This is a genomic window from Pseudomonas sp. SIMBA_068 (genome assembly GCF_046534705.1).
Classification (GTDB): domain Bacteria; phylum Pseudomonadota; class Gammaproteobacteria; order Pseudomonadales; family Pseudomonadaceae; genus Aquipseudomonas; species Aquipseudomonas putida.
The window spans coordinates 74184-101015 of sequence record NZ_JAWRYI010000005.1 but is presented as its reverse complement, the minus strand read 5'-3'; the positions used below and the strand labels follow the sequence as shown (position 1 = coordinate 101015).

29 protein-coding genes are annotated in these 26832 nt (G+C 62.9%); 6 read left to right on the top strand and 23 right to left on the bottom strand.

Going from position 1 to position 26832, the window contains the following annotated elements; translation table 11 throughout:
• Positions 1–8 precede the first annotated feature (8 nt).
• Entirely contained in the window at positions 9–1523 is a 1515-nt protein-coding gene (gene ilvA, locus SB756_RS13990) for a threonine ammonia-lyase, biosynthetic (protein ID WP_341797047.1), read from the bottom strand.
• Between the two features lie 135 nt (positions 1524–1658).
• On the opposite strand from ilvA, the gene rpiA reads away from it, so the two are divergent.
• Positions 1659–2333: a ribose-5-phosphate isomerase RpiA gene (gene rpiA, locus SB756_RS13985; protein WP_016502110.1), complete on the top strand. Its 675-nt coding sequence runs from the start codon at positions 1659–1661 to the stop codon at positions 2331–2333.
• A gap of 116 nt (positions 2334–2449) precedes the next feature.
• On the opposite strand, the gene SB756_RS13980 is transcribed toward rpiA, so the two are convergent.
• The 4 genes from SB756_RS13980 to SB756_RS13965 all read right to left on the bottom strand — a co-directional run bounded on the left by SB756_RS13980 (position 2450) and on the right by SB756_RS13965 (position 6570).
• Positions 2450–3352 carry an SdiA-regulated domain-containing protein gene (locus SB756_RS13980; RefSeq protein ID WP_410910990.1) on the bottom strand — a complete coding sequence of 301 codons (903 nt, stop codon included), beginning with the start codon at positions 3350–3352 and terminating at the stop codon, positions 2450–2452.
• Positions 3353–3441: 89 nt separating this feature from the next.
• Positions 3442–4362 (bottom strand): SdiA-regulated domain-containing protein, encoded by a 921-nt coding sequence (locus tag SB756_RS13975; protein ID WP_063423265.1) that lies wholly within the window; start codon positions 4360–4362, stop codon positions 3442–3444.
• A 119-nt stretch (positions 4363–4481) separates the two neighbouring features.
• On the bottom strand, positions 4482–5147 hold the full coding sequence (locus SB756_RS13970; RefSeq protein WP_016502113.1) for a fumarylacetoacetate hydrolase family protein: 666 nt from the start codon (positions 5145–5147) through the stop codon (positions 4482–4484).
• 25 nt (positions 5148–5172) lie between these two features.
• Positions 5173–6570 carry an FAD-binding oxidoreductase gene (locus SB756_RS13965; RefSeq protein ID WP_341797049.1) on the bottom strand — a complete coding sequence of 466 codons (1398 nt, stop codon included), beginning with the start codon at positions 6568–6570 and terminating at the stop codon, positions 5173–5175.
• A 171-nt stretch (positions 6571–6741) separates the two neighbouring features.
• Here SB756_RS13965 and serA point away from each other — a divergent pair, with 171 nt between their 5' ends.
• Complete coding sequence (gene serA / locus SB756_RS13960; protein ID WP_016489694.1) at positions 6742–7971, top strand: phosphoglycerate dehydrogenase; 1230 nt, start codon at positions 6742–6744, stop codon at positions 7969–7971.
• 47 nt (positions 7972–8018) lie between these two features.
• On the opposite strand, the gene SB756_RS13955 is transcribed toward serA, so the two are convergent.
• Complete coding sequence (locus tag SB756_RS13955) at positions 8019–8495, bottom strand: DUF4399 domain-containing protein (protein WP_197864823.1); 477 nt, start codon at positions 8493–8495, stop codon at positions 8019–8021.
• A 223-nt stretch (positions 8496–8718) separates the two neighbouring features.
• Here SB756_RS13955 and SB756_RS13950 point away from each other — a divergent pair, with 223 nt between their 5' ends.
• Positions 8719–9207 (top strand): transporter substrate-binding domain-containing protein, encoded by a 489-nt coding sequence (locus SB756_RS13950; protein WP_341797050.1) that lies wholly within the window; start codon positions 8719–8721, stop codon positions 9205–9207.
• Positions 9208–9312: 105 nt separating this feature from the next.
• On the opposite strand, the gene SB756_RS13945 is transcribed toward SB756_RS13950, so the two are convergent.
• Both SB756_RS13945 and SB756_RS13940 read right to left on the bottom strand, forming a co-directional pair.
• Positions 9313–9804 carry a DUF523 domain-containing protein gene (locus SB756_RS13945; RefSeq protein ID WP_410910989.1) on the bottom strand — a complete coding sequence of 164 codons (492 nt, stop codon included), beginning with the start codon at positions 9802–9804 and terminating at the stop codon, positions 9313–9315.
• Positions 9791–10426, bottom strand: a complete 636-nt coding sequence (locus SB756_RS13940; protein WP_080889153.1) for a 2OG-Fe(II) oxygenase — start codon at positions 10424–10426, stop codon at positions 9791–9793. The genes SB756_RS13945 and SB756_RS13940 overlap by 14 nt, the downstream gene beginning before the upstream one ends.
• A 110-nt stretch (positions 10427–10536) precedes the next feature.
• Here SB756_RS13940 and SB756_RS13935 point away from each other — a divergent pair, with 110 nt between their 5' ends.
• The gene (locus SB756_RS13935) at positions 10537–11289 is read left to right on the top strand and encodes a DUF2059 domain-containing protein (protein ID WP_410910988.1); all 753 of its coding nucleotides are present in this window, start codon (positions 10537–10539) and stop codon (positions 11287–11289) included.
• On the opposite strand, the gene SB756_RS13930 is transcribed toward SB756_RS13935, so the two are convergent.
• Positions 11290–12216, bottom strand: coding sequence for an alpha/beta hydrolase (locus SB756_RS13930; RefSeq protein WP_341797052.1), 927 nt, complete (start codon positions 12214–12216; stop codon positions 11290–11292).
• 144 nt (positions 12217–12360) lie between these two features.
• Between SB756_RS13930 and SB756_RS13925 the strand changes: the two genes are divergently transcribed.
• Positions 12361–12930, top strand: coding sequence for a DUF6436 domain-containing protein (locus tag SB756_RS13925; RefSeq protein ID WP_410910987.1), 570 nt, complete (start codon positions 12361–12363; stop codon positions 12928–12930).
• On the opposite strand, the gene SB756_RS13920 is transcribed toward SB756_RS13925, so the two are convergent.
• Positions 12909–13475: a sugar O-acetyltransferase gene (locus tag SB756_RS13920; RefSeq protein ID WP_016502123.1), complete on the bottom strand. Its 567-nt coding sequence runs from the start codon at positions 13473–13475 to the stop codon at positions 12909–12911. The two genes, SB756_RS13925 and SB756_RS13920, sit on opposite strands and share 22 nt — an antisense overlap.
• Positions 13476–13561: 86 nt before the next feature.
• On the opposite strand from SB756_RS13920, the gene SB756_RS13915 reads away from it, so the two are divergent.
• On the top strand, positions 13562–15925 hold the full coding sequence (locus SB756_RS13915; protein ID WP_410910986.1) for a penicillin acylase family protein: 2364 nt from the start codon (positions 13562–13564) through the stop codon (positions 15923–15925).
• Between the two features lie 107 nt (positions 15926–16032).
• On the opposite strand, the gene SB756_RS13910 is transcribed toward SB756_RS13915, so the two are convergent.
• The 13 genes from SB756_RS13910 to cysT all read right to left on the bottom strand — a co-directional run bounded on the left by SB756_RS13910 (position 16033) and on the right by cysT (position 26822).
• Entirely contained in the window at positions 16033–16905 is an 873-nt protein-coding gene (locus tag SB756_RS13910) for a transporter substrate-binding domain-containing protein (RefSeq protein WP_341797055.1), read from the bottom strand.
• Positions 16902–17675 (bottom strand): amino acid ABC transporter ATP-binding protein, encoded by a 774-nt coding sequence (locus tag SB756_RS13905; RefSeq protein WP_340622995.1) that lies wholly within the window; start codon positions 17673–17675, stop codon positions 16902–16904. The genes SB756_RS13910 and SB756_RS13905 overlap by 4 nt, the downstream gene beginning before the upstream one ends.
• Positions 17672–18331, bottom strand: coding sequence for an amino acid ABC transporter permease (locus SB756_RS13900; protein ID WP_027609997.1), 660 nt, complete (start codon positions 18329–18331; stop codon positions 17672–17674). The genes SB756_RS13905 and SB756_RS13900 overlap by 4 nt, the downstream gene beginning before the upstream one ends.
• Positions 18312–18977: an amino acid ABC transporter permease gene (locus tag SB756_RS13895; protein WP_063423255.1), complete on the bottom strand. Its 666-nt coding sequence runs from the start codon at positions 18975–18977 to the stop codon at positions 18312–18314. The genes SB756_RS13900 and SB756_RS13895 overlap by 20 nt, the downstream gene beginning before the upstream one ends.
• Positions 18978–19189: 212 nt before the next feature.
• Positions 19190–19975, bottom strand: coding sequence for a MetQ/NlpA family ABC transporter substrate-binding protein (locus SB756_RS13890; RefSeq protein WP_016502129.1), 786 nt, complete (start codon positions 19973–19975; stop codon positions 19190–19192).
• Between the two features lie 175 nt (positions 19976–20150).
• Entirely contained in the window at positions 20151–20981 is an 831-nt protein-coding gene (locus tag SB756_RS13885; protein WP_341797057.1) for a sigma 54-interacting transcriptional regulator, read from the bottom strand.
• 64 nt (positions 20982–21045) lie between these two features.
• On the bottom strand, positions 21046–21627 hold the full coding sequence (locus SB756_RS13880; RefSeq protein ID WP_341797058.1) for an alpha/beta hydrolase: 582 nt from the start codon (positions 21625–21627) through the stop codon (positions 21046–21048).
• Positions 21628–21828: 201 nt separating this feature from the next.
• Positions 21829–22230 (bottom strand): ExbD/TolR family protein, encoded by a 402-nt coding sequence (locus SB756_RS13875; RefSeq protein WP_012274719.1) that lies wholly within the window; start codon positions 22228–22230, stop codon positions 21829–21831.
• Position 22231: 1 nt separating this feature from the next.
• A complete protein-coding gene (locus tag SB756_RS13870) occupies positions 22232–22951 on the bottom strand; it encodes a MotA/TolQ/ExbB proton channel family protein (RefSeq protein ID WP_016502132.1) in 720 nt (239 codons plus the stop codon).
• A 30-nt stretch (positions 22952–22981) separates the two neighbouring features.
• Entirely contained in the window at positions 22982–23782 is an 801-nt protein-coding gene (locus SB756_RS13865; RefSeq protein WP_028614098.1) for an energy transducer TonB, read from the bottom strand.
• A 344-nt stretch (positions 23783–24126) separates the two neighbouring features.
• Positions 24127–25116 carry a sulfate/molybdate ABC transporter ATP-binding protein gene (locus SB756_RS13860; protein WP_016502134.1) on the bottom strand — a complete coding sequence of 330 codons (990 nt, stop codon included), beginning with the start codon at positions 25114–25116 and terminating at the stop codon, positions 24127–24129.
• A gap of 3 nt (positions 25117–25119) precedes the next feature.
• Positions 25120–25992 (bottom strand): sulfate ABC transporter permease subunit CysW, encoded by an 873-nt coding sequence (gene cysW, locus SB756_RS13855; RefSeq protein WP_016502135.1) that lies wholly within the window; start codon positions 25990–25992, stop codon positions 25120–25122.
• A gap of 11 nt (positions 25993–26003) precedes the next feature.
• Positions 26004–26822: a sulfate ABC transporter permease subunit CysT gene (gene cysT / locus SB756_RS13850; RefSeq protein ID WP_012274724.1), complete on the bottom strand. Its 819-nt coding sequence runs from the start codon at positions 26820–26822 to the stop codon at positions 26004–26006.
• Positions 26823–26832: the final 10 nt, after the last annotated feature.

Here is a 26832-nt window from a genome sequence, read left to right as displayed (position 1 = left end):
TTAGCCGCTCAGCCCAGGAACAGCTTGTACGCCGGGTTTTCGGTTTCGTCCCAGTAGGGGTAGCCGATCTTGGCCAACGCGGCTGGCACCAGGTGGCGCTCGTCCTCCGGCACCTGCAAGCCCGCCACCACGCGCCCGTCAGCCGCGCCATGGTTGCGGTAATGGAACATCGAGATGTTCCAGCGCCCGCCCAGCTTATTGAGGAAGTTGAACAACGCCCCTGGCCGCTCGGGGAATTCGAAGCGCAACACCATTTCATCGCTGGCGCCGGCCGAATGGCCGCCAACCATGTGACGAATGTGCAGTTTGGCCAGCTCGTTGTCGGTCAGGTCGGTAACCGGGAAGCCCTGCTCGGTCAGATGCTGCACCAGCGCCGCACGTGGGTCGTTTTCCGGGTGGGTCTGCACGCCAACGAAGATGTGCGCCTCGTCGGAGGTGTGCTTGCGGTAGTTGAATTCGGTGATCTGCCGCTTGCCGATAGCCTCGCAGAAGGCCTTGAAGCTGCCTGGGCGTTCCGGGATGGTCACGGCGATGATCGCTTCGCGCTTCTCACCCAGCTCGGCACGCTCGGCCACATGGCGCAGGCGGTCGAAGTTGACGTTGGCGCCGGAGTCGATCGCCACCAGGGTTTGCCCGGTCACGCCGTACAGCTCGACGTACTTCTTGATGCCCGCAACACCCAAGGCGCCGGCAGGTTCGGTTATCGAGCGGGTATCGTCGTAGATATCTTTGATAGCTGCACAGATCTCGTCGGTGCTGACCGTCACCACTTCATCCACATGGTGGCGGCAGATATCGAAGGTGTGCTGGCCGATCTGCGCCACCGCCACGCCGTCGGCGAACAACCCGACCTGTGGCAGCACCACGCGCTCACCGGCTGCCATGGCCGCCTGCAGGCAGTTGGAGTCGTCGGGCTCGACACCAATCACCTTGATTTCCGGGCGCAGGTACTTCACATAGGCGGCAATGCCGGCGATCAGGCCACCACCGCCAACGGGCACGAAGATCGCGTTCAGCTGGCCAGGGTGCTGGCGCAGGATTTCCATGGCCACGGTGCCCTGCCCGGCAATGGTGTGCGGGTCGTCATAAGGGTGGACATAGACAAAGCCCTTCTCGTCGACCAGTTTCAGCGAATAAGCCAGCGCCTCTGGAAACGAGTCGCCATGCAGCACTACCTTGCCACCGCGCGAGCGCACGCCTTCGATCTTGATCTCCGGGGTGGTCTTGGGCATCACGATAGTGGCCTTGATGCCCATCTCGCGCGCAGCCAGGGCCAGGCCCTGGGCGTGGTTGCCGGCCGAGGCGGTGACCACACCACGGGCCAGCTCTTCCGGGGTCAGTTGGGCCAGTTTGTTGTACGCCCCTCGAATCTTGAACGAGAACACCGGCTGCAGGTCTTCACGCTTGAGCAAAATCTGGTTGCCCAGGCGCTTGCTCAGCTGCCCGGCGCTCTGCAGCGGGGTTTCGACGGCAACGTCATAGACGCGCGAGGTGAGGATCTTCTTGACGTACTGTTCGAGCATCGGGAAAGCATCACTGGGCCGCGGGACGAGGGCTGCGAGTCTACCCCAGCGCTACGTCGGGCGACCACAGCAAAGCTGCCCAAGCCGTTATACTAGGCAACTTTGAAAACCGCCCTGCCCCTTTTCGGAGCCCGCATGACCCAGGACCAACTCAAACAGGCCGTCGCCCAGGCCGCTGTCGACTTCATTCTGCCCAAGCTGGATGAAAAGAGCGTCGTCGGCGTCGGTACCGGTTCGACTGCCAACTTCTTCATCGACGCCCTGGCTCAGCACAAGACTGCCTTCGACGGCGCAGTCGCCAGCTCCGAAGCCACCGCCCAGCGTCTGAAGGGCCATGGCATCCCGGTCTACGAGCTGAACAGTGTCAGCGAGCTGGAATTCTACGTGGACGGCGCCGACGAGAGCGACGCACACCTGAACCTGATCAAGGGCGGCGGCGCGGCCCTGACCCGCGAGAAGATCGTCGCCGCTGTGGCCAAGACCTTCATCTGCATCGCCGACGGCAGCAAACTGGTGCCGGTACTGGGCGCTTTCCCGCTGCCGGTCGAAGTGATCCCGATGGCGCGCAGCCATGTGGCCCGTCAGCTGGTCAAGCTGGGCGGCGACCCGGTGTACCGCGAAGGTGTGGTCACCGACAACGGCAATGTAATCCTCGATGTGCACAACCTGCAGATCACCAACCCGGTGGAACTGGAAGCGCAGATCAACGCCATCGTCGGCGTGGTGACCAACGGCCTGTTCGCGGCGCGGCCGGCGGACTTGCTGCTGCTGGGTACCGCTGAAGGTGTGAAGAGCCTGAAGGCCGAGTAATCTTCGGCGAGGGCTTTGCCCCCGATTCGCAGCACAAGGCTGCTCCTACAGGGGTACGCGATTTCCTGTAGGAGCAGCCTTGTGCTGCGAATGGGCTGCAAAGCAGCCCCACCTCCTCACTCCGCCGCCTGCTTGAACACATAGAACAGGTTAGGCTCACTGACCAGATAGATGGTCCCCGCCTCGTCCATCGCAATCCCCTCCGCCTGCGGCACCGTTGCCCGCAACCCCTGAAAGCCCTTGCGCAACGACAAGGTGCTCAGCGGCCGACCTTCAACATCCAGCTCCAGCACCAGGCGCGACTCGTCCGACAGCGCCAGCAAATGCCCACTGCGCTCATCGAATTGCAAGCTCGACAGGTCCCGCACAAACAGCCGTGAATCACGCTTGCGGTCTTGCACCACATGCACGGCGTAGGGCTTTGCCGGGTTGTCATGCGGGAAGCCATGCACCTCATAGATCAGCATCGGGTCACGCTCCTTCGCCACGAACAGGCGCTTGCCCGCCGAATCGTAGGCCAGGCCCTCGAAGCCCTTGTTGCCGTTCAGGCCAATGCCCAGGCTGAGCTGTTCGGCATCACCGGCATCGAGGAACATCGTGTCGTCTTCCAGCCGTACACGAATCAGCCGTTGTTGACGCTCGTCGGTGATCACGTAGCTGTTGGGCCCTACATACTCCACCGCTTCCGGGTCGCCGAAGCCAGTCAGCGGTATGCGGCGCAGAATACGGCCCTCCAGCGACAGTTCGATCAGTTCCGAGCGGGCGTTGGTGACGGTGAACAGGGTCTTGCGGTCAGGGTCGTAGGTCAGCGCGGAGATATCGTCATCCAGCCCCTCGACCGGCTGCGCCTCCACCACCACTCGGTAGCGGTTCAGGCCGATGCTCTGCTCGGCGGGCTGCCACCAGGTCTTCAGATTGAACCAGCCACGCTCGAACAGGCGAAACTCCTGCCCGGCCCAGCCGAGCAGGAGCAGACCGATAACGGCCAGGGCAAGAAGCAGGCGAATAAGAAGACGCATGGGGCAGACTCGACGTGGGGGTGGCGAATCTAACCATGTACAACTGAAATAAAGCTTAATGCCAGCATCAGAAACTTCGGATGTTGGGGTCAGTTCTTTCTGAAGCGATAAAACAGTGCCGGCTCGCTGACCATGTACAGGTTGCCCTTGTCGTCCATGGCTACACCTTCAGCGCGCGGAATGGTGTCTTCAAGCCCGTTGAAGCCGCCCAGCAAGGTCATGAAGCTGACTTGCTGGCCCTGCTCGTCCAGCTCCAGCAGCATGTTGGAGTCGGCCGAGAGCACCAGCAGGTGGCCCGTACGCGGGTCGACACCCAGTGCAGACAGGTTGCGCAGGTCGAGCTCTTCGCTAGGCAACGGCTGTTTCTGGCCCTTGAGGGGGCTGCGGCCATCGGTGTTCCAGGTGTACAACTTGGGCGGGCGCTCCTCGCCGATGACCAGGCGCTGACGCAACGGGTCCCAGGCGATAGCCTCGAAGCCCTTGTTGCTCTTCACTGACGGGCCCAGGTCGTGGCTCTGGAAATCGGCGTGGTTCAACGCCGTGGTCTGCGCATCTACCTTGACCACGGTCAGGTCATGCAGGCGCTCGTCGGTGATGGCCAGGTAGCCATCCTCCAGCACGGCGACGCCTTCCGGGTTGTTCCAGCCGTTGAGCGGGATCTTGCGCAGTACATCGCCCTCCAGGCTCAGCTCCACCAGGATGGGGTTCTTGCCCATGACCGCGAACAGAGTGCGGGTATGCGGGTTGAAGGCCAGGTCCGAGGCTTCGTCATCGTCCATACCCGGTAGCGGCTTGGCATCGATATCAACCTGATAGTCCGGCAGCCACACGCTTTCGCTGCGCTCGGCGGTGCTTTCAAAGCTTTCCTTCAGCCACAGCGCACCGCGGTCATCCCAGTGCATGGCCACCGCAACGCCATAACCGATCACCGCCGCCACGGCCAGGCCGAAGGGCCAGCGCAGGTAGAAGCGACGCTTGGGAGTTGCAGGGGCGCTGGAGGGTGATGGCATGCGGGTGTCCTGGGGAATGGGCGTAGGTCCGCGCATTATCCGGATAGGGTGTGAAAAAAGGGTAAACAGGGCCGGCCTCTTCGCGGGCTCGCCCGCGAAGAGGGCGACGCGGTTTCGGGTTAAAGCACCCGGCTTTCGAAGCGGCTCACGCCCGGCAGCTCCAGCACCAGTTCGTCACCGACATTGAACGGCCCCACACCTGCCGGGGTGCCGGTGAGGATCACATCCCCGGCCTGCAGCGAGAACTGCGCCGCCATGTACTGGATCATCGGCACGATCGGGTTCAGCATCATCGCGCTGTTGCCGTCCTGGCGCACTTCGCCGTTGACGGTGAGGCGCACCGGGATGTCGGTCACGTCCTCAAAGCTGGCAGCGGAGACGAACGGCGGCAGCACGCAAGCGCCATCAAAACACTTGGCCAGTTCCCACGGCAGGCCCTTCTCTTTAAGCTTGGCCTGCACGTCGCGCAGGGTCAGGTCCAGCGCCGGGGCATAACCGGAAATGGCGTCCAGCACCTCCTCCTCGCTCGGATGGGTCGACAGCGGCTTGCCCAGCAGCACGGCAATTTCGGCCTCATAGTGCACCGCACCGCGCTCGGCCGGGATCTTGAAGCCGCCCTCGGCCGGCACCACGCAGCTGCCCGGCTTGATGAACAGCAGCGGCTCGGTGGGGATCGGGTTGTCCAGTTCCTTGGCATGCTCGGCATAGTTACGGCCAATACACACCACCTTGCCCAGCGGGAAGTGAATGCGCGTGCCGTCTACGTACTGGTGCTGGTAACTCATGGCCGACTCCTCTGGATACTGCTTTTTATTCAGGTGAAAAGATCTTACCCGGATTCATGATGCCGTTAGGGTCGAAGACGGCCTTTATTGCCTTCATGCAGGCGATTTCTTCCGGCGAGCGGCTGTAGCCTAAATAGTCGCGCTTGGTCATGCCCACACCGTGCTCGGCCGAGATCGAGCCGTTGTAGTGCTTGACGATATCGAACACCCACTTGTTGACCTTGGTGCACGAGGCAAAGAAGTCGTCCTTGCTCATGTGTTCGGGCTTGAGGATGTTCAAGTGCAGGTTGCCATCGCCGATGTGGCCGTACCACACGACTTCGTAATCCGGGTAGTGCTCCGCGACGATGGCGTCGATATCACGCAGGAACGCGGGCACTTTCGACACGGTGACGGAAATGTCGTTCTTGTAGGGCGTCCAGTGCGAGATGGTTTCCGACAGGTACTCGCGCAGCTTCCACAGGTTTTTAAGCTGGGTGTCGCTCTGGCTCATCACCCCGTCCAGCACCCAACCCTGCTCGACGCAATGCTCGAAGGTGGCCAACGCTTCATTGGCGACCTCTTCAGTGCTGGCTTCGAACTCCAGCAGAGCATAGAACGGGCAGTCGGTCGCGAACGGGGCGGGTACATCGCCGCGCGCGAGGATCTTGGCCAGGCCCTTGTCGGAGAAGAACTCGAAGGCTGTAAGGTCCAGCTTGCCCTGGAAGGCGTGCAGCACCGGCATGATCGAGTCGAAGTCCGGCGTGCCAAGCACCATGGCAGTGAGGTTGCGCGGGGCGCGGTCCAGGCGCATGGTGGCCTCGACCACGAAGCCCAGCGTGCCTTCGGCGCCAATGAACAGCTGGCGCAGGTCATAGCCGGTGGCGTTCTTGATCAGGTCTTTGTTCAGTTCCAGCAACTCGCCCTTGCCGGTGACCACTTTCAGCCCGGCCACCCAGTTGCGGGTCATGCCGTAGCGAATCACCTTGATGCCGCCCGCGTTGGTGCCGATGTTGCCGCCAATCTGGCTGGAGCCGCTGGAAGCGAAGTCCACCGGGTAATACAGGCCCTGCTCTTCGGCGTAGGTTTGCAGCTGCCGGGTGATTACCCCCGGCTGGCAGACCACGGTGCGGTCGAAGGCATTGAAGCCGAGAATCTGGTTCATGTAGTCGAAGGAAACGACAACCTCGCCATTGGCCGCCACGGCGCCGGCAGAAAGCCCGGTGCGCCCACCCGATGGCACCAGGGCCACCTTGTGCGCATTGGCCCAGCGCACAATGGCCTGCACCTGTTCTACTGTCTTGGGGAAGACGATGGCACTGGGCGCCGGGGGGTAATGCTTGGTCCAGTCCTTGCCATACGCTTCGAGGGAAGCCGCGTCGGTCAGGACCTTGCCAGGGTCGACAAGGGTCATCAGTTCTTCAATAACAGCGGGGTGGGTCATCGCTGGAACTCTCGACTTATTCATAGTCACCCTGAGCACTCTTCACCTGTCGGGATAAGCTCAGATTGTGTCGCGTATGCTAGCATAGCCCTCCCGCTGTTCATGCTAAGGCTGCCCTCGCGCCTGGCATCACCCCTCGCCATTTTTTCTCCGGGATACAGGTTTACGCAGATGAGCAAGACTTCTCTCGACAAGAGCAAGATCCGGTTCCTTCTTCTTGAAGGTGTGCACCAGAACGCGGTCGATACCCTCAAGGCCGCCGGCTACACCAACATCGAATACCTCACTGGTTCGTTGCCGGAAGCCGAGCTGAAGGAAAAGATCGCTGATGCCCACTTCATCGGCATCCGTTCGCGCACCCAGCTCACCGAAGAGATCTTCGACTGCGCCAAGAAACTGGTAGCCGTTGGCTGCTTCTGCATCGGCACCAACCAGGTCGACCTGGAAGCTGCCCGCGAGCGCGGTATCGCCGTGTTCAACGCGCCATACTCCAACACCCGTTCGGTAGCCGAGCTGGTGCTGGCCGAGGCCATCCTGCTGCTGCGCGGCATCCCTGAGAAGAACGCCTCCTGCCACCGTGGCGGCTGGATCAAGAGCGCGGCCAACTCGTTCGAAATCCGCGGTAAAAAACTGGGCATCGTCGGCTACGGCTCGATCGGCACCCAGCTGTCGGTCCTGGCCGAGAACCTCGGCATGCAGGTGTACTTCTACGACCCGCTGACCAAGCTGCCACTGGGCAACGCCGTGCAGGTCACCAGCCTGAACGAGCTGCTGGGCCTGGCCGACATCGTCTCGCTGCACGTGCCTGAGCTGCCATCCACCCAGTGGATGATCGGCGAGAAGGAAATCCGCGCGATGAAGAAGGGCGCGATCCTGATCAACGCCGCCCGTGGCACCGTGGTCGAGCTGGACCACCTGGCCGCCGCCATCAAGGACAAGCACCTGATCGGCGCCGCCATCGACGTGTTCCCGGTCGAGCCACGCTCCAACGACGAAGAGTTCGAGAGCCCGCTGCGCGGCCTGGACAACGTGATCCTGACCCCGCACATCGGTGGTTCTACTGCCGAAGCCCAGGCCAACATCGGCCTGGAAGTGGCCGAGAAGCTGGTCAAGTACAGCGACAACGGGACCTCGGTGTCCTCGGTCAACTTCCCGGAAGTAGCCCTGCCGGCCCACCCAGGCAAGCACCGCCTGCTGCACATCCACGAAAACATCCCAGGCGTGCTCAGCGAGATCAACAAAGTCTTCGCCGAGAACGGCATCAACATCTCTGGTCAGTTCCTGCAGACCAACGAGAAGGTCGGTTACGTGGTGATCGACGTCGACGCCGAGTACTCGGACCTGGCGCAAGAGAAGCTGCAACAGGTCAAGGGCACCATCCGTTCCCGCGTCCTGTTCTAAGTTTGCTTGCAGCATGAAAAAGGGAGGCCATGGTGGCCTCCCTTTTTTTATTTCACGTCAACAGTGATCTTCTTCGACTCTACGCTTGGCTTGAACGGCACGTGATACTGGTCACCCAGAATCAGTTGCAGAGTGTGCTTGCCCGGCGTAAGGGTGATGCTGGTTTCGGTCTGCGCCTTGCCGAAGTGCAGCACTTGCGGGCCCGCCGGCAGTGCGGTGCCGGCCTCTGGCATCAGGCTGGTCGGCAGCGGCATATCGGCGACGGGTTCTTTATCCACGTCCACCAGCAGGTGGTGATGGCCGCTGTGCGGAGTCTGGTCACCCGCTGGCTTGAGTGCCATACCCTCGATGCCGAACTTGACGGTGAAGGTCTTGTCGACCGTGGCACCATCGGCGGGGGAAACGATGAAGACCTTGGCATCCTTGGGCGGCTCCTGGCTCTTGAGGGCGTCCGCAGCAACGGCGAAAACCGACGCTCCCATCAGCAGACCGGCAACGGCAGCGCGCGAAAATAGGCTGTTCATTCACTTCTCCTGTGATTCACTTATTGACCGCCGCCCTTCATCCGGCGGCGACGGTAGTTCACCTTAGTTGAAATAATCGCCAAGGTGTTCACATTGCCTGACAGAAATATTTCGGTCAGGGTTAAACAATGCCGAGGCTTCAAGGTCATAGGCTGCGCTCGATCACGGCGAGGAAGAAAGCCGTGGCGAAAGTTATTCATCTGCTAAAAGAAAAGGGGCAATCATGCGTTCGACCATAGGGGTACTGCTGGCAGTACTGATCAGTCCATTGGCCCAGGCGGAGCTGATCGACGAAATCGCCGACCGGGGCGAACTGCGCATTGCCGTACAGGCTGACAAGTCGCCGTACGCGTTCAAACAAGACGACCACCTGACGGGTTTCGACATCGAATTTGGCCAGGAACTGGCCAGGGAACTGGACTTGCGCGCCGAGTTCGTAGAAGCCCCGGCTGATGAAGTACTGACAGGTGTCGAGAGTGGCAAGTACGACATTGCACTCACGCCATCGAGTGAGGCGCCCAAGGGCGACGGCCCGCTTGATGTGAGCCTGCCATTTGCCGAGAAGAAACTGGTGATCCCGTTCCAGAAAGGCAACCCGGCGTTCGAAAGTGCGGTGAACAATGCGCTGCAACGCTTGAAAGACAGTGGCCGCACGGCCGAGCTTGAGCAGAAGTGGTTCAAGGGTGTGCAGGAGACTGCAGCCGGGCAATAAGATTTGTATTGCCTGTACCGGCCTCTTCGCCGCACAAGGCTGCTCCTGCAAGGGTACGCGATCCCTGTAGGAGCAGCCTTGTGCTGCGAAGAGGTCGGTACAGGTTTACCCCAAAGCCCGCTGCGCCTGTTCCAGCTCCAGCTCGCTGAACACCTGCACCCCAGCCCGCCGCAACAGCGCCGTGGTCACCCCTTCCCCCGCCACCTTCACCCCACTGAACGTGCCGTCGTAGGTCAGCCGGTTACCACACGAGGGGCTGCCAGACTTCAGTACCGCCACACGGATGCCATGCCGACGCACCAGATCCAGCGCCAGCTGCGCCCCGGCCAGAAATTCGGCACTGACATCTTCGCCCGTCACCGTCAGCACCTGTGCCGTGCCATCAAGCACCTCGCCGCCCTGCCCGCCCGGTATCTCCGCTGGCGGGCGCGGGGTGGGCAAGCCACCGGCCACCTCGGGGCACAACGGCACCACGCGCCCTTCGGCCTGCCATTGCTGCAACAGGTCCGGGTGCCCGCTGGCCCGGCCGTCATAGCGCACCGGCTGCCCCAGCAGGCAGGCGCTGACCAGCACCTTGGGCAAATCAGAACGGGTCATTGCCACGTCGCCTGAACCAACCCGTCAACGACAACCGTTCACGGCCGGCCGGCAGCACTTCGTGGGGCACTTCACCCGACAGAAACACCACCAGGCAACCCGCCACAGGCTCGACGTCGAGCGCCACGTCGTCTGCCAGGAACATGCGCAACTGGCCACCGTCCTGCGGCTGCCAGCCTTCATTCAGGTACAGCACGGCCGAGACCATGCGCCGGTCATCGTCGCGAAAGCGGTCCAGGTGCCGGCGATAAAACGCCCCCGGTGGGTACAGGGCAAAATGGCATTCGAAGTCTTCCAGGCCCAGGAACAGGCCCTGGTTGATGGCCAGGCGCAGTTGGTCCATGGCCGACAGATACTGGTCGCAGGCCTCGGCTTGCCCCGGATCGATCCACTGGATCTGGTCGCCGCGAATGGCTTCGCGCACCTCCTGGGTAACACCGCGCCCCACTCCCGCAGGGTTGAGCTCGCCTTCGGCATCACGCCGCCGGCATTCGGCCGCCAGCGCGCGCACCAGTTCGCCAGGCAGAAAGAGTGCCTGCCGGGACCAGCCATGGGTGGCCAGATCGTCGACGACGGCCGCAAGCATCGGGTGTTCAGGGGAGATGTGCATGGCGCGCATCATATCCATTAGCCATGCCGGCGCACAGCGCCACTTGGCCGAGAAACACGCGGATAACTCGACAAACCGGCGCCGGGCCAAGGACAATAGCCACCTGCCGACAGGAGTCCTGAATGCGCCGTCTGTTTTCCCTGATTCTGCTGATGATCTGCACCATGCCTGTCTGGGCAGACAACCTGGATCAACTGTACAAGGCCGCCGGCTGGCCCGACCAGCGTGCCCACTTCAACGATGCCCTGAGCGCCGCCCAGGAACGCTACCGCAACAGTTTGCCACCCGCCGTGTACCAGGCGCTGGTCAACAACAGCAACCAGCGCTTCCAGGCCCAGGCGGTGGACCGTCGTGCCCAGGCAAAGCTGCGCGCCACCCTGGCCAACCCGGCCCCGGCCCTGGCGTTCTTCCAGTCACCGCTGGGGCGCAAGGTGGTGGCGGCGGAGCTCAAGGCCACCCGCAAGGATGAGCTGTCCAAGAACGCCAAGGGGCTGCCGAAGATCCAGGCCAGCGACGACCGCCTGCTGGTCATTGGCCACCTGGCCCAGGCCCTGCCGGCGCGTGAAGCCGGTGCCGAAGTGAGCCTGGCCATCGCCGGCGTGGCAGCCGATAGCCTCAGTTCGATGATCCCCGGCCTGTTCGGCGGCGGCCAAGCCCAGGGCCTGCTCGACGGCCAGCGCCAGCGGTTGATGGGGCAGATTGGCGAAGACCTCAACAACACGCTGCTGTACGTCTACCGCGACCTGTCCGATGCCGAGCTGGAAGAGTTCGCCACCTTCGCCGAGTCGCCCGACGGCAAGGCCTACTACCAGGCGGCCCTGGCCGCTGTGCGTGCCGGCCTGGCAGTTGGCCAGAGCACCAACGACCTGAAGTGATCAGCCCAGGCGCTGGTCGATGAAGTCGAAGTAGCGCTGGCGGATGCCCGGTAGCTCGTTGGCCAGGTGGTGGCGGGCTTGGGGCAGCATCAGGATCTGCGGCTCGGCAAACTTGGCCTTGAGTACTTCAAGGTTGTAGGGCCAATCCACCGTGCCATCGGCCTCCCCCTGCACGATCAACGGCCGCCGCGAGCTGCGGGGCGCGGCCTCGATGCGTTTGACCCAGGCGATCAGTGCGCCCACCCAGGCAGTTGGCAGGCGACGGGGTTGCAGCGGGTCGGCCTCCAGAAACGGCAGGAAGGCCGGGTCGTTGGTGTTCTCGCTGAAGCGCCGTTCGATGCCGTTGACGAAATGCCGCAGCACCCGGTAGCTGAACTTCGACCAACGCCAGGAACACGGCCGCACCAGCGGTGCCAACAGGATGACCTGGCCATCGATGGGGCTGCGCGCGCCTTGGTGCAGCAAGTGATCCACCGCGATGGCGCCGCCCGTGCTCTGCCCGCACAGGTGCCACGGGCGCGGCAGTTGCAGCGTGCGCACCTGTTCGAACAGCGCCTCCAGCACCTGCTGGTACACGGCGAAATCGCTGATGCTGGCCCGCTCGCCGCTGGACAGGCCGTGGCCGGGCAGGTCGCAGCTGATTACGGCGAAACCCTGCTTGAGTGCCCACTCGATCACATGCCGGTAGAGGCCCATGTGGTCGTAGTAGCCGTGCAGCAGGAACAGCGTCGCGGTTGGCTGGTCAGGCAACCAGGCCTGCCCGACCAGGTCGAAGCCCGCCGCCTGGAAACCGCCCAGCCAGCTGTGTACCGACAGGTTCAGCCCATAGAAGCGCTGGTAGTCCTGTGCCTCGACCGACAACGGCTGGCGAGCAGTTAACGGCAAAAGGCTGTGGCGCAGGTGGTCGGGGTGAAAAGCAGCGGGCATCGAGCACATCCACGTTGATGCAATGTATTGATCTGGAATCTTCAGCTCTGGCAGGCGCCATGGCAAGCTTGGGGTATGTGTCACCTGAGCTGGCTTGCCGGCGATAGGGCCAGTGAACCCACCACAACATATCCGCAGACATCCATGCAGACGCGACTCGTCAAACCAATCTTGATTGCCCTTGCCCTGCCACTCTGCACCGCTCTGGCCTGGCAGGCCTATACCACCTTCCAGGCCCGCTACCTACGCCCGTTCGACAACCAGGCCACGCTGTTCGACGGCAGGCAGCTGCAACTGCCTGCCGAGCTGGCCGGCCCCGGCCCGGTCCGGGTGGTGCATTTCTGGGACCCGGCGTGCCCGTGCAATGTCGGAAACCAGCAACACCTGGGCGACCTGGTAAACCAGTTCGCAGGCCACGGCGTTACCTTCCACGTGCTGCAAAAGCCCGGCAGCCACGGCCAACTGCCCGCCAACCTCGCCGCCCTCAAACCCATCGCCAACCTGCCGGGCAGCGAAGACCTGCCGGCCTCCCCGGCCGTGGCCATCTGGGACCGGCAAGGCCGCCTAGCCTACTTTGGCCCGTACAGCGAAGGCGCCGTGTGCAACGCCAGCAACAGCTTCATCGAGCCAATCCTCAAGGCCTTGCTCGACGGTCGCCAGGTCAGCGCCTCCAATACCCTGGCAGTGGGCTGCTACTGCCCTTGGGCGGGCTGACGCACCCGCGCCGGGTTACCCACTACCGTCGCACCCGCCGGCACATCCCGCGTCACCACACTGCCGGCGCCCACCACGGCGTTGTCGCCAATGGTCACCCCCGGCAGGATGATCGCCGCACCGCCAATCCACACGTTGTTGCCAATGGTCACCGGCCGCCCACTCTCCAGCCCGCTGCGTCGCACCTCGGGGTCGAGCGGATGATCGGCGGTGTAGATCTGCACGTTGGGGCCAATCTGGCAATCGTCGCCGATATGCACCTGTACCACGTCAAGGATCACGCAGTTGAAGTTCATGAAGGTATTGCGACCGACGCTGATGTTGTAGCCGTAGTCGCAATAGAACGGCGGGCGGATCACCGCGCCTTCGCCAACTTCATTGAAGTGTTCGGCCAACAGCCCGTGACGGGCATCGTTGAGCAGTTCTACGCTGCTGTTGTAACGGTGCATCCAGTGCTTGTTGGCGATTTGCTCGGCCTGTAGCTCGGGGCAGCCAGCGTGGTAAAGCTGGCCGGCGAGCATTTTCTGTTTTTCGCTGAGGGACATGGAAACTCCTTCCTGGGGCTATGCTCTGTTCGCGAATCCGCCGATGATCGGACCACATTTTCCGCTTGAACGCACAAGGAGTCTGCATGAAGCGCAGCCTGACCCTGTTGGCCGTGGTTGTGGCCGTGGCCGCTGGCGCCGGTTACTGGTACGTGCAGGGCAAACTGCCACAACGCGAGGGCGAGGTGGCCATGGCCGGCCTGCAAGCGCCGGTCAGCGTGCGCTACGACCGCCGCGGCGTGCCGCACCTGCAGGCGCAGAGCGAACCAGACCTGTATCGCGCCCTGGGCTATGTGCATGCCCAGGACCGGCTGTTCCAGATGGAGATCCTGCGCCGGCTGGCCCGTGGTGAACTGGCCGAGGTGCTGGGCGACAAGCTGCTGCCCACCGACACCCTGTTCCGCAGCCTGCGCATTCGCGATCAGGCCGCACTGATGGCCAAGCGTCAGGACCCGCAATCCCCTGCCTGGCAGGCCCTGCAAGCCTACCTCGACGGGGTCAACAGCTGGCAGGCCAGCCATGCCAAGCCCATGGAGTTCGACCTGCTCGGCATCACCCCGCGCCCGTTCACCGCCGAAGACACCCTGAGTATCGCCGGTTACCTGGCCTACAGCTTCGCGGCCGCGTTTCGCACCGAGCCCGCGCTTACCTACATCCGCGACCAGCTAGGGCCTGAATACCTGAACATCTTCGACCTCGGCTGGCAGCCCGAAGGCGCCTTGGGCACGCCACTGGCGGCTGCCGACTGGCAAAGCCTGGAGGCCCTTGCCCGGCTCAGCCATGAAGCACTGGGCGACGCCGGTATCCCGCAGTTCGAAGGCAGTAACGCCTGGGCGGTGGCCGGCAGCCATACCCGCAGCGGCAAGCCGCTGCTGGCCGGCGACCCGCATATCGGCTTCGCGGTGCCGGCGGTGTGGTACGAGGCCGAACTGTCGGCGCCCGGCTTCAACCTGTATGGCTACTTCCAGGCGCTCAACCCGTTCGCCTTGCTGGGCCATAACCGCGACTTCGGCTGGAGCCTGACCATGTTCCAGAACGACGACGTCGACCTGATCGCCGAGCGCACCAACCCGGCCGACGCCAACCAGGTCATGGTCGACGGCAAATGGCAGACGCTGGAAAAGACCGAACAGCAGATTGCGGTGAAAGGCGAAGCGCCGGTCACTCTCAGCCTGCGCCGCTCGCCCCATGGCCCGATCGTCAACGACGTGCTGGGCGCCACGGCCGGGCCCACGCCAATCGCCATGTGGTGGGCATTTCTGGAATCCGAAAATCCGATCCTCGAAGGCTTTTACCAGCTCAACCGAGCCGATACGCTGGGCAAGATGCGCGAAGCCGCTGCCAAGGTTCACGCGCCGGGGCTGAACTTTGTCTGGGCCAATGCCCGTGGCGATATCGGCTGGTGGGCCGCGGCAAAGCTGCCAATCCGCCCAGACGGCGTCGACCCGGCGTTCATCCTCGACGGTGCCAGCGCGCAGGCCGACAAGCTCGGGTTCTATCCCTTCAACGCCAACCCACAACAGGAAAACCCGGCGCGCGGCTACATCGTCTCTGCCAACTACCAACCGCCGGCAGCGGTGCCGATACCGGGTTACTACAACCTGCCCGACCGTGGCCGCCAGCTCGACCGCCAGCTGGCCAACCCTGAGGTGAAATGGGACACGCAGAACAGCCAGGCACTGCAGCTGGACACCGCCAGCGACCATGGCCCGCGCACCCTAGCCCCGCTGCTGGCCACGCTGCGCGCGGTGGCCGAAGGTGACGAAGAAAAGGAACTGGTCGAGCAACTGGCTGCCTGGCGCGGCGACTACCCGCTGGACTCGACCAGCGCCACGCTGTTCAACCAGTTCCTCTACGAACTGGCATTTGCTGCCCTGCATGACGAACTGGGTGACACGTGGTTCCCGGTACTGATCAGCACCCGCGCCATCGATGCCGCCTTGCCGCGCCTGGCGGCGGATGCCGATTCACCCTGGTGGAACACCCGCGGAGGCAACCTGCGCACCGACCGTACCGCAGTCGTGCGCACGGCTTGGCAGAGCAGTTTGAAGCATCTGCGCGACACCCTGGGCAGTGACCCGGCCAGCTGGCAATGGGGCAAGGCGCATACCCTGACGCACAACCACCCGCTGGGGGTGAAAAAGCCGCTGAACCTGCTGTTCAACGTCGGGCCGTTCGCCGCACCCGGTACCCACGAAGTGCCGAACAACCTCTCGGCGAAGATCGGCCCGGCGCCGTGGCCGGTCACCTATGGGCCGTCGACCCGGCGGCTGATCGACTTTGCCGATGCCGGGCAGGCACTGACCATCAACCCGGTCGGCCAGAGTGGCGTGCCGTTCGACAAGTATTATGCGGACCAGGCCGAGGGGTATGTGCAGGGGGAGTATCAGCGGGCGCAGATGGGGGTGATTCCGGCGCAAAGTACCCTGAGGCTGGTACCGGGTGGGTGATCGATGGGGCTGCTTTGCAGCCCATTCGCAGCACAAGGCTGCTCCTACACAACTGTAGGAGCAGCCTTGTGCTGCGAATGGGCCGCAAAGCGGCCCCAATCACACGGTCAGCCCTGCCACTTGCCGCCTTCGACGATCACGCTTTCCGGCTTGGTGTCATCGCTCAGTTCCTTGCGCACATACTGGTCATACAGCTTCAGCAGAAACTTTTCTTCCCCCAGCTTGGCCAGCTCGGCATTCACCCAGTCACGCAGCTCGGTGTTGCCCTTCTTCACCGCCGGCGCAATCGGTGCTTCTTCACCCAGCAGCTGCGGCAGCACGCGGTAGCCCGGGTTCTGCTTGGCCCAGCTGAACAGGATCAGGTTGTCCTGGGCATAGGCATCGCCACGGCCGGTGGCCAGGGCCTGCAGCGACTCGCTGTTCTTTTCGAACTTGAGCAGTTTCCAGTCAGGGTGATTTTTGGTCAGCCAGATATCTGCCGTGGTGCCGGTGGTGACGATGATGGTCTTGTCGGCCAGGTCGTCGAGCTTCTGTACCGAGCTGCCATCAGCCACGATGGCCTGCACGGCAACGCGCAGGTTGGGGTTGGTGAAGTCCACCGCTTCCTTGCGCTCCGGGGTCACGGTCATGTTGGCGAGGATCAGGTCGACCTTGTCGCTCTGCAGGAACGGAATGCGGCTGGCCGGTTCCACGGCAACGAACTCGACCTTGTTTTCATCACCCAGCAGGTCCTTGGCCAGGCGCCGGCCAATGTCGGTGTCAAAGCCCACATAGCGGCCTTTTTCATCGACGAAGCCGAACGGTGGCTTGTCGGTGAACACCCCGACAATCAGCTTGTCACGGGCCTTGATGGTTTCCAGGTAGCTGGTGGCTGGCGATGCCGCTGCCGGCTTGGGCGGTTCTTCGGCCTTGTTGCAGCCGGCCAGCAGGGCCAGGCCAAACAACGGCGCCAGCAGTTTGGTGAGGTTGGCAGTTTTCATGACAGTTCCTTGTGCAGTGTCTTTGGCAGGCTTTCTACGAAGGAGAATTTCTCCAGGAACTGCTGCGCGCGTGCGGTCTGCGGTCGGGTGAAGAAGCTCTCGGGGTCGCCCTGTTCAAGGATCCTGCCGGCCTCCATGAACACGATGCGGTCGGCCACCGCGCGAGCGAAGGCCATTTCGTGGGTAACGATGAGCAAGGTCATGCCGTCGCGGGCCAGGCCCTGGATCACCTGCAGCACTTCCTTGACCATTTCCGGGTCGAGTGCGGCGGTAACCTCGTCGAACAGCATCACCTCGGGGTTCATGCACAGCGAGCGCACGATGGCGATGCGCTGTTGCTGGCCGCCGGACAATTGCCGGGGGAAGGCGTCGCGTTTGTCCAGCAGGCCGACCCGCGCCAGCAGCGCCTCGGCCTGGGCCTGCGCTTCGGCTCGTTCGCGTTTTTGCACCTTGAGCGGGCCGAGCAGCAGGTTGTCGATCACGCTCATGTGGCCGAACAGGTGGTAGCTCTGGAACACCATGCCAACCCGCTGGCGAACGTCGCGCCAGTCGGTGCGCGGGTCAAGCAGCTCTTGCCCGGCCAGGCGCAGGTGGCCGCCATGGGCTTGCTCCAGGCCGTTGAGGCAGCGCAGCAGCGTGCTTTTGCCGCAACCGCTGGGGCCGAGGATGACCACCACTTCGCCGGCCGCCACCTTGAGGTCGACGTCCTTGAGCACCTGTTGCTCGCCAAAAAACTTGTTGAAACCCTGGAATTCGATCAATGCGCTCATGAGTGTGCCCAACGGCGTTCCAGCACGCGTGAAGCGGCGGACAGCGGATAACAGACGATGAAGAAGAACAGGAACAAGGCGCCATAGATCAGCACCGATTCGTAGGTGCGTTCGATGATCTGCTGGCCGGCCTTGATCACCTCGACCACGCCGATCAGCACCGCCAGCGAGCTGGTCTTGATGATCCGCGTGTAGATGTTGATAGTCGGTGGGGTCATGCGCTTGAGCGCTTGCGGCAGCAGCACGTAGCCATACAGCTGCCAGCCGGCCAGGCCGATCGACAACCCGGCCTCGCGCTGGCCCCGCGGCAGCGAGGCCAGTGCACCGCGCACCACCTCGCCTACCTCGCTGGCGCCCCACAGGGCCAGTACCAGTACGGCGCACCAGAAGCTGGGGATGCTCAGGGCAAAGAAGATCGGCAGGCCGAAGAACACCAGGTACAGCCAGACCAGCACCGGGATGGCGCGGAACAGCTCCAGGTACACCTGCAAGGCGATGTTCAGGGCACGGTTGCCCAGGGTCGCCAGCACGCCGTACAGCACGCCACCCAGCGTTGCGAACAGAATACCCAGCGCCGAGATGGCCAAGGTCTGCGCGGCGCCGCCGGCGAGCTGCGGCAACGCCTGCAGCAACAGGTCAAATCCCGAACTGGCCATGTTGCAGCCTCCTTTCCACATAGCGCAGCAGTAACGACAGCGGCAGGAACAGCAGCACGCAGAGCAGGGTCAGCACGGTGAGCATTTCGTAGGTCTTGTAGTACAGCGCGATGTAGTTCTTGGTGGTGTAGAGGATTTCCGGCACGGCCACCGCCGACACCACAGTGGTTTCCTTGAGCAGGAAGATGAAATTGGCGAACAGTGCCGGCAGGCTGAGGATACCGGCCTGGGGCAGCACCACATGGCGCAACAGTTGCCCCTCGGAAAGGCCGATGGAACGCCCGGACTCAAGCTGGGCACGGGGCACGGCCTCGATGCCTGCCCGCAACACTTCGGTGAGGTAGGCACCGCCCATGAAGGTCATGGTGATGATCGCAGCGGAAAAACCGGAAATCTTCAGGCCCAGGCTCGGCAGTGCGAAGTAGACGAAGAACAACTGGATCAGCAGCGGCGTGTTGCGGGCCAGCTCCACGTAGGCTTTGACCAGACGCCACAGGTAGGGGGTGCGTAGTACCAGCAGGGTGGCATTGACCAGGGCTACCAGTAGCGAGGTGGCGATGGCGATCAGGCCTACCTGCAAGGTCACGCCCACGGCCTTGAGGAAGGCGGGTAGCGTGCTGAGGATGAATGCGGTGTCGAGGGTCATGGGTAAAGCAAGTCTGCGGGGTGCGCGGGGGCACGATTGCTAGACTGTAATGATCTAAAAAATTTTTAATAAATATCTTTATTGCATATGCATATCACCAAGCATTTTTCACCGGGGCATACATCCTGGGGCTGCTTTGCAGCCCCTGAAACAGAATCAAAAACGCCGACACAAGGGTGTCGGCGTTAGTCATGCAACAATCTGGAACCGAATCAGAACGCCGGCAGCACAGCGCCCTGATACTTCTTGGCGATGAATTCCTTCACCTCCGGGCTGGTCAGGGCCTTGGCCAGTTTCTGGATGGCTTCGCTGTCCTTGTTGTCCGGGCGGGCAACCAGGAAGTTCACGTACGGCGAGTCGGCACCTTCGATCACCAGCGCATCCTTGGCCGGGTTCAGGCCGGCTTCCAGGGCGTAGTTGGTGTTGATCATGTCCAGGTCGACCTGGTCCAGCACACGCGGCAGCATGGCCGACTCAAGCTCGCGGAACTTCAGCTTTTTCGGGTTCTCGGCGATGTCCTTGGGGGTGGCCAGGGCATTCTTCGGGTCTTTCAGGGTGATCAGGCCAGCCTTCTGCAGCAGGATCAGGGCGCGGCCGCTGTTGCTGCCTTCGTTAGGGATGGCAACGGTAGCGCCTTCCTTCAGCTCGGACAGGTTCTTGATCTTCTTCGAGTAGCCACCGAAGGGTTCGACGTGTACGCCAATGACCGTTTCCAGGTGGGTGCCTTTACCTTCGTTGAAGCTCTTCAGGTACGGCAGGGTCTGGAAGTAGTTGGCGTCCAGACGCTTCTGGTCCACCTGCACGTTCGGCTGCACGTAGTCGGTAAAGACCTTGATCTGCAGGTCCACGCCCTCTTTGGCCAAGGTCGGTTTGATCAGCTCAAGGATTTCGGCGTGCGGTACCGGGGTAGCGGCAACCACCAGTTTCTCGGCAGCGGCGGCCAGGCCGGAGAACGACAGGGCAGCGGCCAGGGCGGTGGTCAGCAGGGTCTTCTTCATGGTGGTCCTTGTTCTGAATCTGGGCCATCGGCGATGGCGAATCGGTTGCCCAACCGGTTCACCAGCGGGCGTGAAACGGACAATACCTAGATTTTTTATTCCGTAACAATATCTTTTACTTAGCTGCTTATTCCAAAAGCAAACTGCCACCAGCCACTTTGCTTATGAGCGGTATCTAGCGTGCGGTGTTGGGCAAGTCGAGGTCCTCTGGCTGGATCTCTTCGCTGTCATTCACCAGCAAGGCAAAGTGAATGACGTTCTCCAGTTCGCGGGTATTGCCAGGCCAGAAATGCGCCTCCAGTACCTGCTGCGCCGCCTCGCTTACCAACGGCACAGGCCGCTGCAGGCGTACGCTGTAGATGCCCACGAAGTACTCGGCCAGCGGCAGGATATCGCCCGGCCGCTCGCGCAGTGGCGGCAGTTCCAGCGCGCCCTCGCGCAGGTACTGGTACAGGCGCTCGTTGAAGCGCCCCGCACGTACCACCCGCGCCAGGTCAATGCTGGTGGCGGCGACCAGGCGCACATCCACCGGCTGTGGCTGCTGCGCGCCCACCCGGGTGACCTCGCGGTTTTCCAGGGCCGACAGCAGCTTGCCCTGGATGGCCAGCGGCAAGTCGGCAATTTCGTCCAGGTACAGCGTGCCGCCGTTGGCCGAACCGAACCAGCCGGCGCGGCTGCTGGCCGTACCGCCATGGCTGCCGGCGCTGTAGCCGAACAGCTCGGCATCGGCGTAAGTGGGGCTGATGGCCGCGCAGTTGACCGACACGAACAGCCCTCCACGGTCACTGGCACGGTGGATCTGCCGGGCCAGCAGCTCCTTGCCGGTGCCGGTTTCGCCACGGATCAGCACAGGCAAAGGTTGCGGCGCCAAGCGCTCGAGGTCTTCGCGCAACTGCTGCGAACGCGGGTCGATAAACACCAGGGCCTTGGCACGGATGCTCAGCGGGCTCTTGTCCAGCTCGGGGAAGGTCAGCAGTGGCTGGCCAAACGGGTTTTGAAACGTCATGACGAACTCCCGCCCCAGGCCTTCATTGGCCGGGCGTCAGGTAAACGGAAAACGCTAAGGCCTATCAGGCGCGACGCAGTGCGCGCTGCTCGACCCGGCTCTGCAAGCGATACAAGTAGGCGAAGCCTTGTTCCCAGCGCTCATGGCCGGACTTGACGTTGATGTGCCCGGCATTGCTCAGCAACCCCGCTTCGGCGCCCCACGCCTGGGCTAGGTAAAGCGCCCGCGGCACGCTTACGGCAGGGTCGTTGTCAGAGCTGACGACCTGGCTGGGGAATGGCAAGGCTTCGGTCGGGATCGGCGCGAAGTTGCGCAGGGCCGGCGCGCAGGTCGGCCGTTCGACGTCTGCCGGAGCCACCAGCAGTGCACCCCGCACCTGCCGCCGCAAGGCCGGACTGGCCTGCGCAGCCCAATGGGCGACAGTGACGCAGCCAAGGCTGTGGGCAATCAGGATCACCGGCGAGCGCTCGGCGGCAATCGCCTGCTCCAGCGCCTGCACCCAGTCCTGCCGTTGCGGGGTGAGCCAGTCTTGCTGCTCGACCCGCGCACTGTTGGGCAGGGTGCGCTGCCAGTGACTTTGCCAATGGTTGTCTGGCGATCCTTGCCAGCCCGGCACAATCAGGTAACGAATCGACTCATTGCGCATGGGGACGCCTCCAGTAAGTTTGCGTGCTTGGAGACAAGTATAGGGAGGGAGTTATATTCGTAAAGGAATAAGAAGCTATTTATTAATAACCAAAACACCAATAGCTTGTGCGATCCCTGTGGGAGCGGGCAAAAAAAAAAGGGCCAACCCCTGCCAAGAGATGTGGCCCATAAGCATTTGCCTGAAGAGGTTTGGTAAAAGTCAGCGCGCGGTTATCACCGCCAGTTTGCTGATCCCCGCACGTTCGATGGCTGCCATGGCCCGCGCCACTTCGCCGTAGTTCACGCCGTCATCGGCCTGCAGTTGCACGCGCACGTCCGCGTCCTTGTCCTTGGCAGCCTTGAGGTTGGTTTCCAGAAGGTCGGGCTGGATCTGGTCCTTGTTGATGAACAGCTTGCCTTCACCGTCGATGCTGACCACCAGCGGGTCCTTCTGCTCCACCGGGGCCACGGCCTCGGTCTTGGGCAGGTTGATAGGGATGGCGTTGGTCAGCAGCGGCGCGGTGACGATAAACACCACCAGCAGCACCAGCATGACGTCTACCAAAGGCGTGACGTTGATTTCACTGAGGACTTCGTCGCTGTCCTGGGTCGAAAAGGCCATATCAGGACGCCTCCTTCACGGGTTGGGTGAAACCAGGCTGGGCTTTTTGCACAGCAGGGTGCACCAGCACACGGAAGGCACTCTTCTGCGCCAGGCTGTAGAAGTCGTGGGCGAAGTCATCCAGGTCGGCAGCAGTCAGCTTGAGGCGACGCAGGAAGTAGTTGTACACCAGCACTGCCGGCACCGCGACGGCGATACCCACACCAGTAGCCACCAGTGCCGCACCGATGGGCCCAGCAACAGTTTCCAGGCTGGCGGAGCCGGCCGCACTGATGCCCTTGAGCGCTTCCATGATGCCCCACACGGTGCCGAACAGGCCGATGAAAGGCGAGGTACTGCCAATACTGGCGACCACCGCCAGGCCAGTTTCCAGCGAGCGGCGCTCACGCACGATCTGCTGACGCAGGGCACGCTCCAGGCGGTCCTGGTGGTTGATGGCGTGGCTCAGGTCATTGGCCTGGGTATCACCAACGGCAATCGCGGCATAGCCGGACTGGGCAACGCGGGCCGCCGGGCCGGGCAGCTCATGGCTGAGTTCGGCAGCCGAGTCCAGGCTGGAGGCAGCCCAGAACTGCTGGTGGAAGCGCTTGTCCTGGTTTTTCAGCCGCACGAACTGCGCGACCTTGACCAGGGCCAGGCCCCAGGTGACGACAGAGAAACCGACCAGCAGCCAGATGACTGCGCTTTCAACGGATTCGAGGGGGGATGCCAGCAGGCTCATGATGGTGTCTTCCTGTGTTCTGCGAAATAGTTAGCGAAGCTTGAAATCGATCGGCACGCTTACCCAGCCGGTCTGGGCCACATCGCCCTGCTTGGCGGGTACGAAGCTCCAGCGCTTGACCGCGGCCAGCGCGGCAGCGTCGAGGGCGTCACGGCCACTGCTTTTCTGTACCTGGATCTGCCCGGGCTTGCCGCTTGGCAGCACCTCTACGCGCAACAGCACGGTGCCTTCCCAACCACGGCGCTGGGCCATTTGCGGGTATTCCGGTGCCGGGTTCTTCAGGTACGCGGCGTTGGCCGATGCCGGGGTTATCGGGGCCGGCGCGGGTGGCGCTGGCGCAGGCGGTGCGGGGGCGGCCACCGGCGCTGGCGGTGGTGCCTCGACTGGCTTGGGCTGTGGCTTGGGCGCTTGCTTGACCACAGGCTTGGGCACGGGCTTTGGCTTGGGTTTGGGCTTGGCGGCCAGTTCGTCGACTACCGGTGGTGGCGGTGGCGGCTCGACCACAGGCGGCGCGGGCGCTGGCGGCGGTGGTTCGACCACGGGCGGCGCTGGCGCTGCGAACTCGATGGTCATGGGCGGCACCTGTGGCGGCACCACTGGCAGCTCGGGCGTTGGCGCCTGGCTGACCCAGTACGCTGCAGCGCCATGCAGCACCAGCACCAGCAGGCCCAACACCAGCTTGTCGCGGCGCTTGAGCCCGCTGACGGGCGTGCGTTGCAGGCGCAGCTGGCCAAGCGGGAGGCGAAGCGTGCGTCCAAGCTCGACCAGGTCACCCGGGGCCGGGCGCCATGGCTGGTCGTAGGCCCTGACGGCCGACTGGACATTACCCATTGATCAAACTCCTGGGGTCTCGATTCAGGTGTGTGGCTGAATCATCGGGGCCAGAGGCTTATCTCTTAAAGTAATGTTTAAAATTATGGTTAGAACTGAATTGAATATCGTTTTTGCGGGGGAGCGTGAAACCCACGAATTGCGCGGCCTACGGCTTTCAGGGGTAAGTGCGATGCATTGTCGGCATGCAAAATATTCGCGCAAGGCATGAGAATGCCGCGAGGGCTGCGCCCTCGATCGCCGGCAAGCCAGCTCCCACTTCGGCCGCGGCACACAGCCCCGGCAATCCGTCAGGCAAAAAAAAGCCCGGAACCAAGCCCGGGCTTTTTCTCATCAAGTGCGGCTCAGATATCCGCCACCTTCTGCCAAACCTTCGGCCGGAAGAACAACGTCTCGCCCCGCGCCAGCCCGGTCAGGCTGTCATGGTCCTTGACCACCTCGGCCTCGATCAACTCGCTCTGCCCTTCCACCTTCAAGGTCACTCGCGTGGTAGCGCCCAGCGGCCGGATATCCCGCACCTCGGCAGCATGGTGCCCTTCGGTCTCATGCCGCGACAGCGACACCTCGTGCGGGCGGAACAGCACATGGTGCCCTTCGCTCACCGCCAGGCGGTTCGAATCGCCCAGGAAGTGGTAGACGAAATCGTTGGCGGGTTTTTCGTACACCTCGCCCGGCGAGCCGATCTGCTCGATCACGCCCTTGTTCATGACCACGATGCGGTCAGCCACTTCCATGGCCTCTTCCTGGTCGTGGGTGACGAACACCGACGTCAGGTTGATGTCTTCGTGCAGCCGCGCCAGCCAACGGCGCAGCTCCTTGCGCACCTTGGCGTCCAGCGCACCGAACGGCTCGTCCAGCAGCAGCACCTTGGGCTCCACGGCCAGGGCGCGGGCCAGGGCGATACGCTGCCGCTGGCCGCCGGACAGCTGCTCCGGGTAGCGGTCGGACAACCAGTCCAGCTGCACCATGTTCAGCAGCTCGTGCACTTTCTCGGCAATCTTGCTCTCGCTCGGGCGCTCGCCCTTGGGCTTCATGCGCAGGCCGAAGGCGACGTTGTCGAACACGCTCATGTGGCGGAACAGCGCGTAGTGCTGGAACACGAACCCGACGTTGCGGTCACGCACGTCGTGGCCGGACACATCCTCGCCATGGAACACGATGTTGCCCTGGTCCGGGGTTTCCAGGCCGGCGATGATGCGCAGCAGCGTGGTCTTGCCACAGCCGGACGGGCCCAGCAGCGCCACCAGCTCGCCGCTATTGATGTCCAGGTTGATGTTGTTCAGGGCCTGGAAGCTGTTGAAGCGCTTGCTGACATTACGAACTTCGATCGACATGAATCATTCCTCCGCGGCGCTGTGGCGCAGGCGGTTAATACGGTTCTCGCTCCACTGCTTGAGCAGCAGGATGAAGAGCGCCAGGATCAGCAACAGGCTGGCCACGCTGAAGGCTGCGACGTGGTTGTACTCGTTGTAGAGGATCTCTACGTGCAGCGGCAAGGTGTTGGTCACGCCACGAATGTGGCCCGACACCACCGACACTGCGCCAAACTCGCCCATGGCCCGTGCAGTACACAGCACCACGCCATAGATCAGGCCCCATTTGATGTTGGGCAAGGTCACGTGCCAGAACATTTGCCAGCCATTGGCGCCGAGCAGGCGCGCGGCCTCCTCTTCTTGCGTGCCCTGCTCCTGCATCAGCGGGATCAGCTCACGGGCCACGAATGGCACGGTGACGAAAATGGTCGCCAGGACGATGCCCGGCAGGGCGAAGACGATCTGGATGTCATGGTCCTGCAGCCAGGGCCCGAACAGCCCCTGCGCGCCGAACATCAGCACGTAGACCAGGCCGGCGATTACCGGCGATACCGAGAACGGCAGGTCGATCAGGGTGACCAGGATACTTTTGCCACGGAAGGTGTACTTGCTCACGCACCAGGCGGCGCTGACACCGAACACCAGGTTCAACGGTACCGAAATGGCTACGGCGAGCAGGGTCAGCTTCAGCGCCGACAAGGCATCAGGCTCGAAGATCGCCTCGAAGAAGGTGCCAAAACCGTTCTTCAGCGCCTGCGACACCACGATCACCAGCGGCAGCAGCAGGAACAGGGCGAACACCAGCCAGCCAAGGCCGATGAGAATACGCCGCGAGGTAGCACTGCCACGGCGGGCTGCGTTGGCGGCGGCGCTTGCACTCAGGGATGAACTGGACATGCCGGCCTCCTTCAAGGGGTTTCGATGCGGCGCTGCAGCAGGTTGATCAGCAGCAGCAGGATGAAGGAAACCACCAGCATCAGCACGCCGATGGCGGTCGCGCCGGTGTAGTCGTACTGGTCAAGCTTGACCATGATCAGCAGCGGCAGGATCTCGGTCTTCATCGGCATGTTGCCGGCAATGAAGATCACCGAACCATACTCGCCCACGCCGCGGGCGAAGGCCAGGGCAAAGCCGGTGAGCCAGGCCGGCAGCAGGGCTGGCGCCAGTATATGGCGGAACACCTGCAGCGGCTTGGCCCCCAGGCAGGCCGCGGCCTCTTCCACTTCACGCGGGATATCGGCCAGTACCGGCTGCACCGTGCGCACCACGAACGGCAAGGTGACGAAGGTCAGGGCCAGGGTGATGCCCAGCGGGGTGTAGGCAATCTTGAAGCCAAGGTCGGTGGCGAACTGGCCAACCCAGCCCGCAGGCGCGTACAGGGCAGTCAGGGCGATACCGGCAACGGCGGTGGGCAGGGCGAACGGCAGGTCGATCATCGCGTCGATGATCTTGCGCCCAGGGAACGTGTAGCGCACCAGCACCCAGGCCAGCAGGGTGCCGATCACCCCGTTGATGATGGCGGCGAACAGGGCGGTGCCGAAACTCAGCTTGAGCGCGGCGATCACCCGCGGCGCACTGATGATGTTCCAGAACTGCTCCCAGGTCAGCTGCGAGGCATGAATGAACATGGCTGCCAGCGGTATCAGCACGATCAGGCTGAGGTACACCAAGGTGTAGCCCAGCGTCAGCCCGAAGCCGGGTATGACGGGGGAAATACGACGCGACATAAGTATCCCT

Coding starts and splice junctions, on each gene's coding strand:
- ilvA (WP_341797047.1), bottom strand. CDS start 1,523: ATGCTCGAACAGTACGTCAAGAAGATCCTCACCTCGCGCGTCTATGAC.
- rpiA (WP_016502110.1), top strand. CDS start 1,659: ATGACCCAGGACCAACTCAAACAGGCCGTCGCCCAGGCCGCTGTCGAC.
- SB756_RS13980 (WP_410910990.1), bottom strand. CDS start 3,352: ATGCGTCTTCTTATTCGCCTGCTTCTTGCCCTGGCCGTTATCGGTCTG.
- SB756_RS13975 (WP_063423265.1), bottom strand. CDS start 4,362: ATGCCATCACCCTCCAGCGCCCCTGCAACTCCCAAGCGTCGCTTCTAC.
- SB756_RS13970 (WP_016502113.1), bottom strand. CDS start 5,147: ATGAGTTACCAGCACCAGTACGTAGACGGCACGCGCATTCACTTCCCG.
- SB756_RS13965 (WP_341797049.1), bottom strand. CDS start 6,570: ATGACCCACCCCGCTGTTATTGAAGAACTGATGACCCTTGTCGACCCT.
- serA (WP_016489694.1), top strand. CDS start 6,742: ATGAGCAAGACTTCTCTCGACAAGAGCAAGATCCGGTTCCTTCTTCTT.
- SB756_RS13955 (WP_197864823.1), bottom strand. CDS start 8,495: ATGAACAGCCTATTTTCGCGCGCTGCCGTTGCCGGTCTGCTGATGGGA.
- SB756_RS13950 (WP_341797050.1), top strand. CDS start 8,719: ATGCGTTCGACCATAGGGGTACTGCTGGCAGTACTGATCAGTCCATTG.
- SB756_RS13945 (WP_410910989.1), bottom strand. CDS start 9,804: ATGACCCGTTCTGATTTGCCCAAGGTGCTGGTCAGCGCCTGCCTGCTG.
- SB756_RS13940 (WP_080889153.1), bottom strand. CDS start 10,426: ATGATGCGCGCCATGCACATCTCCCCTGAACACCCGATGCTTGCGGCC.
- SB756_RS13935 (WP_410910988.1), top strand. CDS start 10,537: ATGCGCCGTCTGTTTTCCCTGATTCTGCTGATGATCTGCACCATGCCT.
- SB756_RS13930 (WP_341797052.1), bottom strand. CDS start 12,216: ATGCCCGCTGCTTTTCACCCCGACCACCTGCGCCACAGCCTTTTGCCG.
- SB756_RS13925 (WP_410910987.1), top strand. CDS start 12,361: ATGCAGACGCGACTCGTCAAACCAATCTTGATTGCCCTTGCCCTGCCA.
- SB756_RS13920 (WP_016502123.1), bottom strand. CDS start 13,475: ATGTCCCTCAGCGAAAAACAGAAAATGCTCGCCGGCCAGCTTTACCAC.
- SB756_RS13915 (WP_410910986.1), top strand. CDS start 13,562: ATGAAGCGCAGCCTGACCCTGTTGGCCGTGGTTGTGGCCGTGGCCGCT.
- SB756_RS13910 (WP_341797055.1), bottom strand. CDS start 16,905: ATGAAAACTGCCAACCTCACCAAACTGCTGGCGCCGTTGTTTGGCCTG.
- SB756_RS13905 (WP_340622995.1), bottom strand. CDS start 17,675: ATGAGCGCATTGATCGAATTCCAGGGTTTCAACAAGTTTTTTGGCGAG.
- SB756_RS13900 (WP_027609997.1), bottom strand. CDS start 18,331: ATGGCCAGTTCGGGATTTGACCTGTTGCTGCAGGCGTTGCCGCAGCTC.
- SB756_RS13895 (WP_063423255.1), bottom strand. CDS start 18,977: ATGACCCTCGACACCGCATTCATCCTCAGCACGCTACCCGCCTTCCTC.
- SB756_RS13890 (WP_016502129.1), bottom strand. CDS start 19,975: ATGAAGAAGACCCTGCTGACCACCGCCCTGGCCGCTGCCCTGTCGTTC.
- SB756_RS13885 (WP_341797057.1), bottom strand. CDS start 20,981: ATGACGTTTCAAAACCCGTTTGGCCAGCCACTGCTGACCTTCCCCGAG.
- SB756_RS13880 (WP_341797058.1), bottom strand. CDS start 21,627: ATGCGCAATGAGTCGATTCGTTACCTGATTGTGCCGGGCTGGCAAGGA.
- SB756_RS13875 (WP_012274719.1), bottom strand. CDS start 22,230: ATGGCCTTTTCGACCCAGGACAGCGACGAAGTCCTCAGTGAAATCAAC.
- SB756_RS13870 (WP_016502132.1), bottom strand. CDS start 22,951: ATGAGCCTGCTGGCATCCCCCCTCGAATCCGTTGAAAGCGCAGTCATC.
- SB756_RS13865 (WP_028614098.1), bottom strand. CDS start 23,782: ATGGGTAATGTCCAGTCGGCCGTCAGGGCCTACGACCAGCCATGGCGC.
- SB756_RS13860 (WP_016502134.1), bottom strand. CDS start 25,116: ATGTCGATCGAAGTTCGTAATGTCAGCAAGCGCTTCAACAGCTTCCAG.
- cysW (WP_016502135.1), bottom strand. CDS start 25,992: ATGTCCAGTTCATCCCTGAGTGCAAGCGCCGCCGCCAACGCAGCCCGC.
- cysT (WP_012274724.1), bottom strand. CDS start 26,822: ATGTCGCGTCGTATTTCCCCCGTCATACCCGGCTTCGGGCTGACGCTG.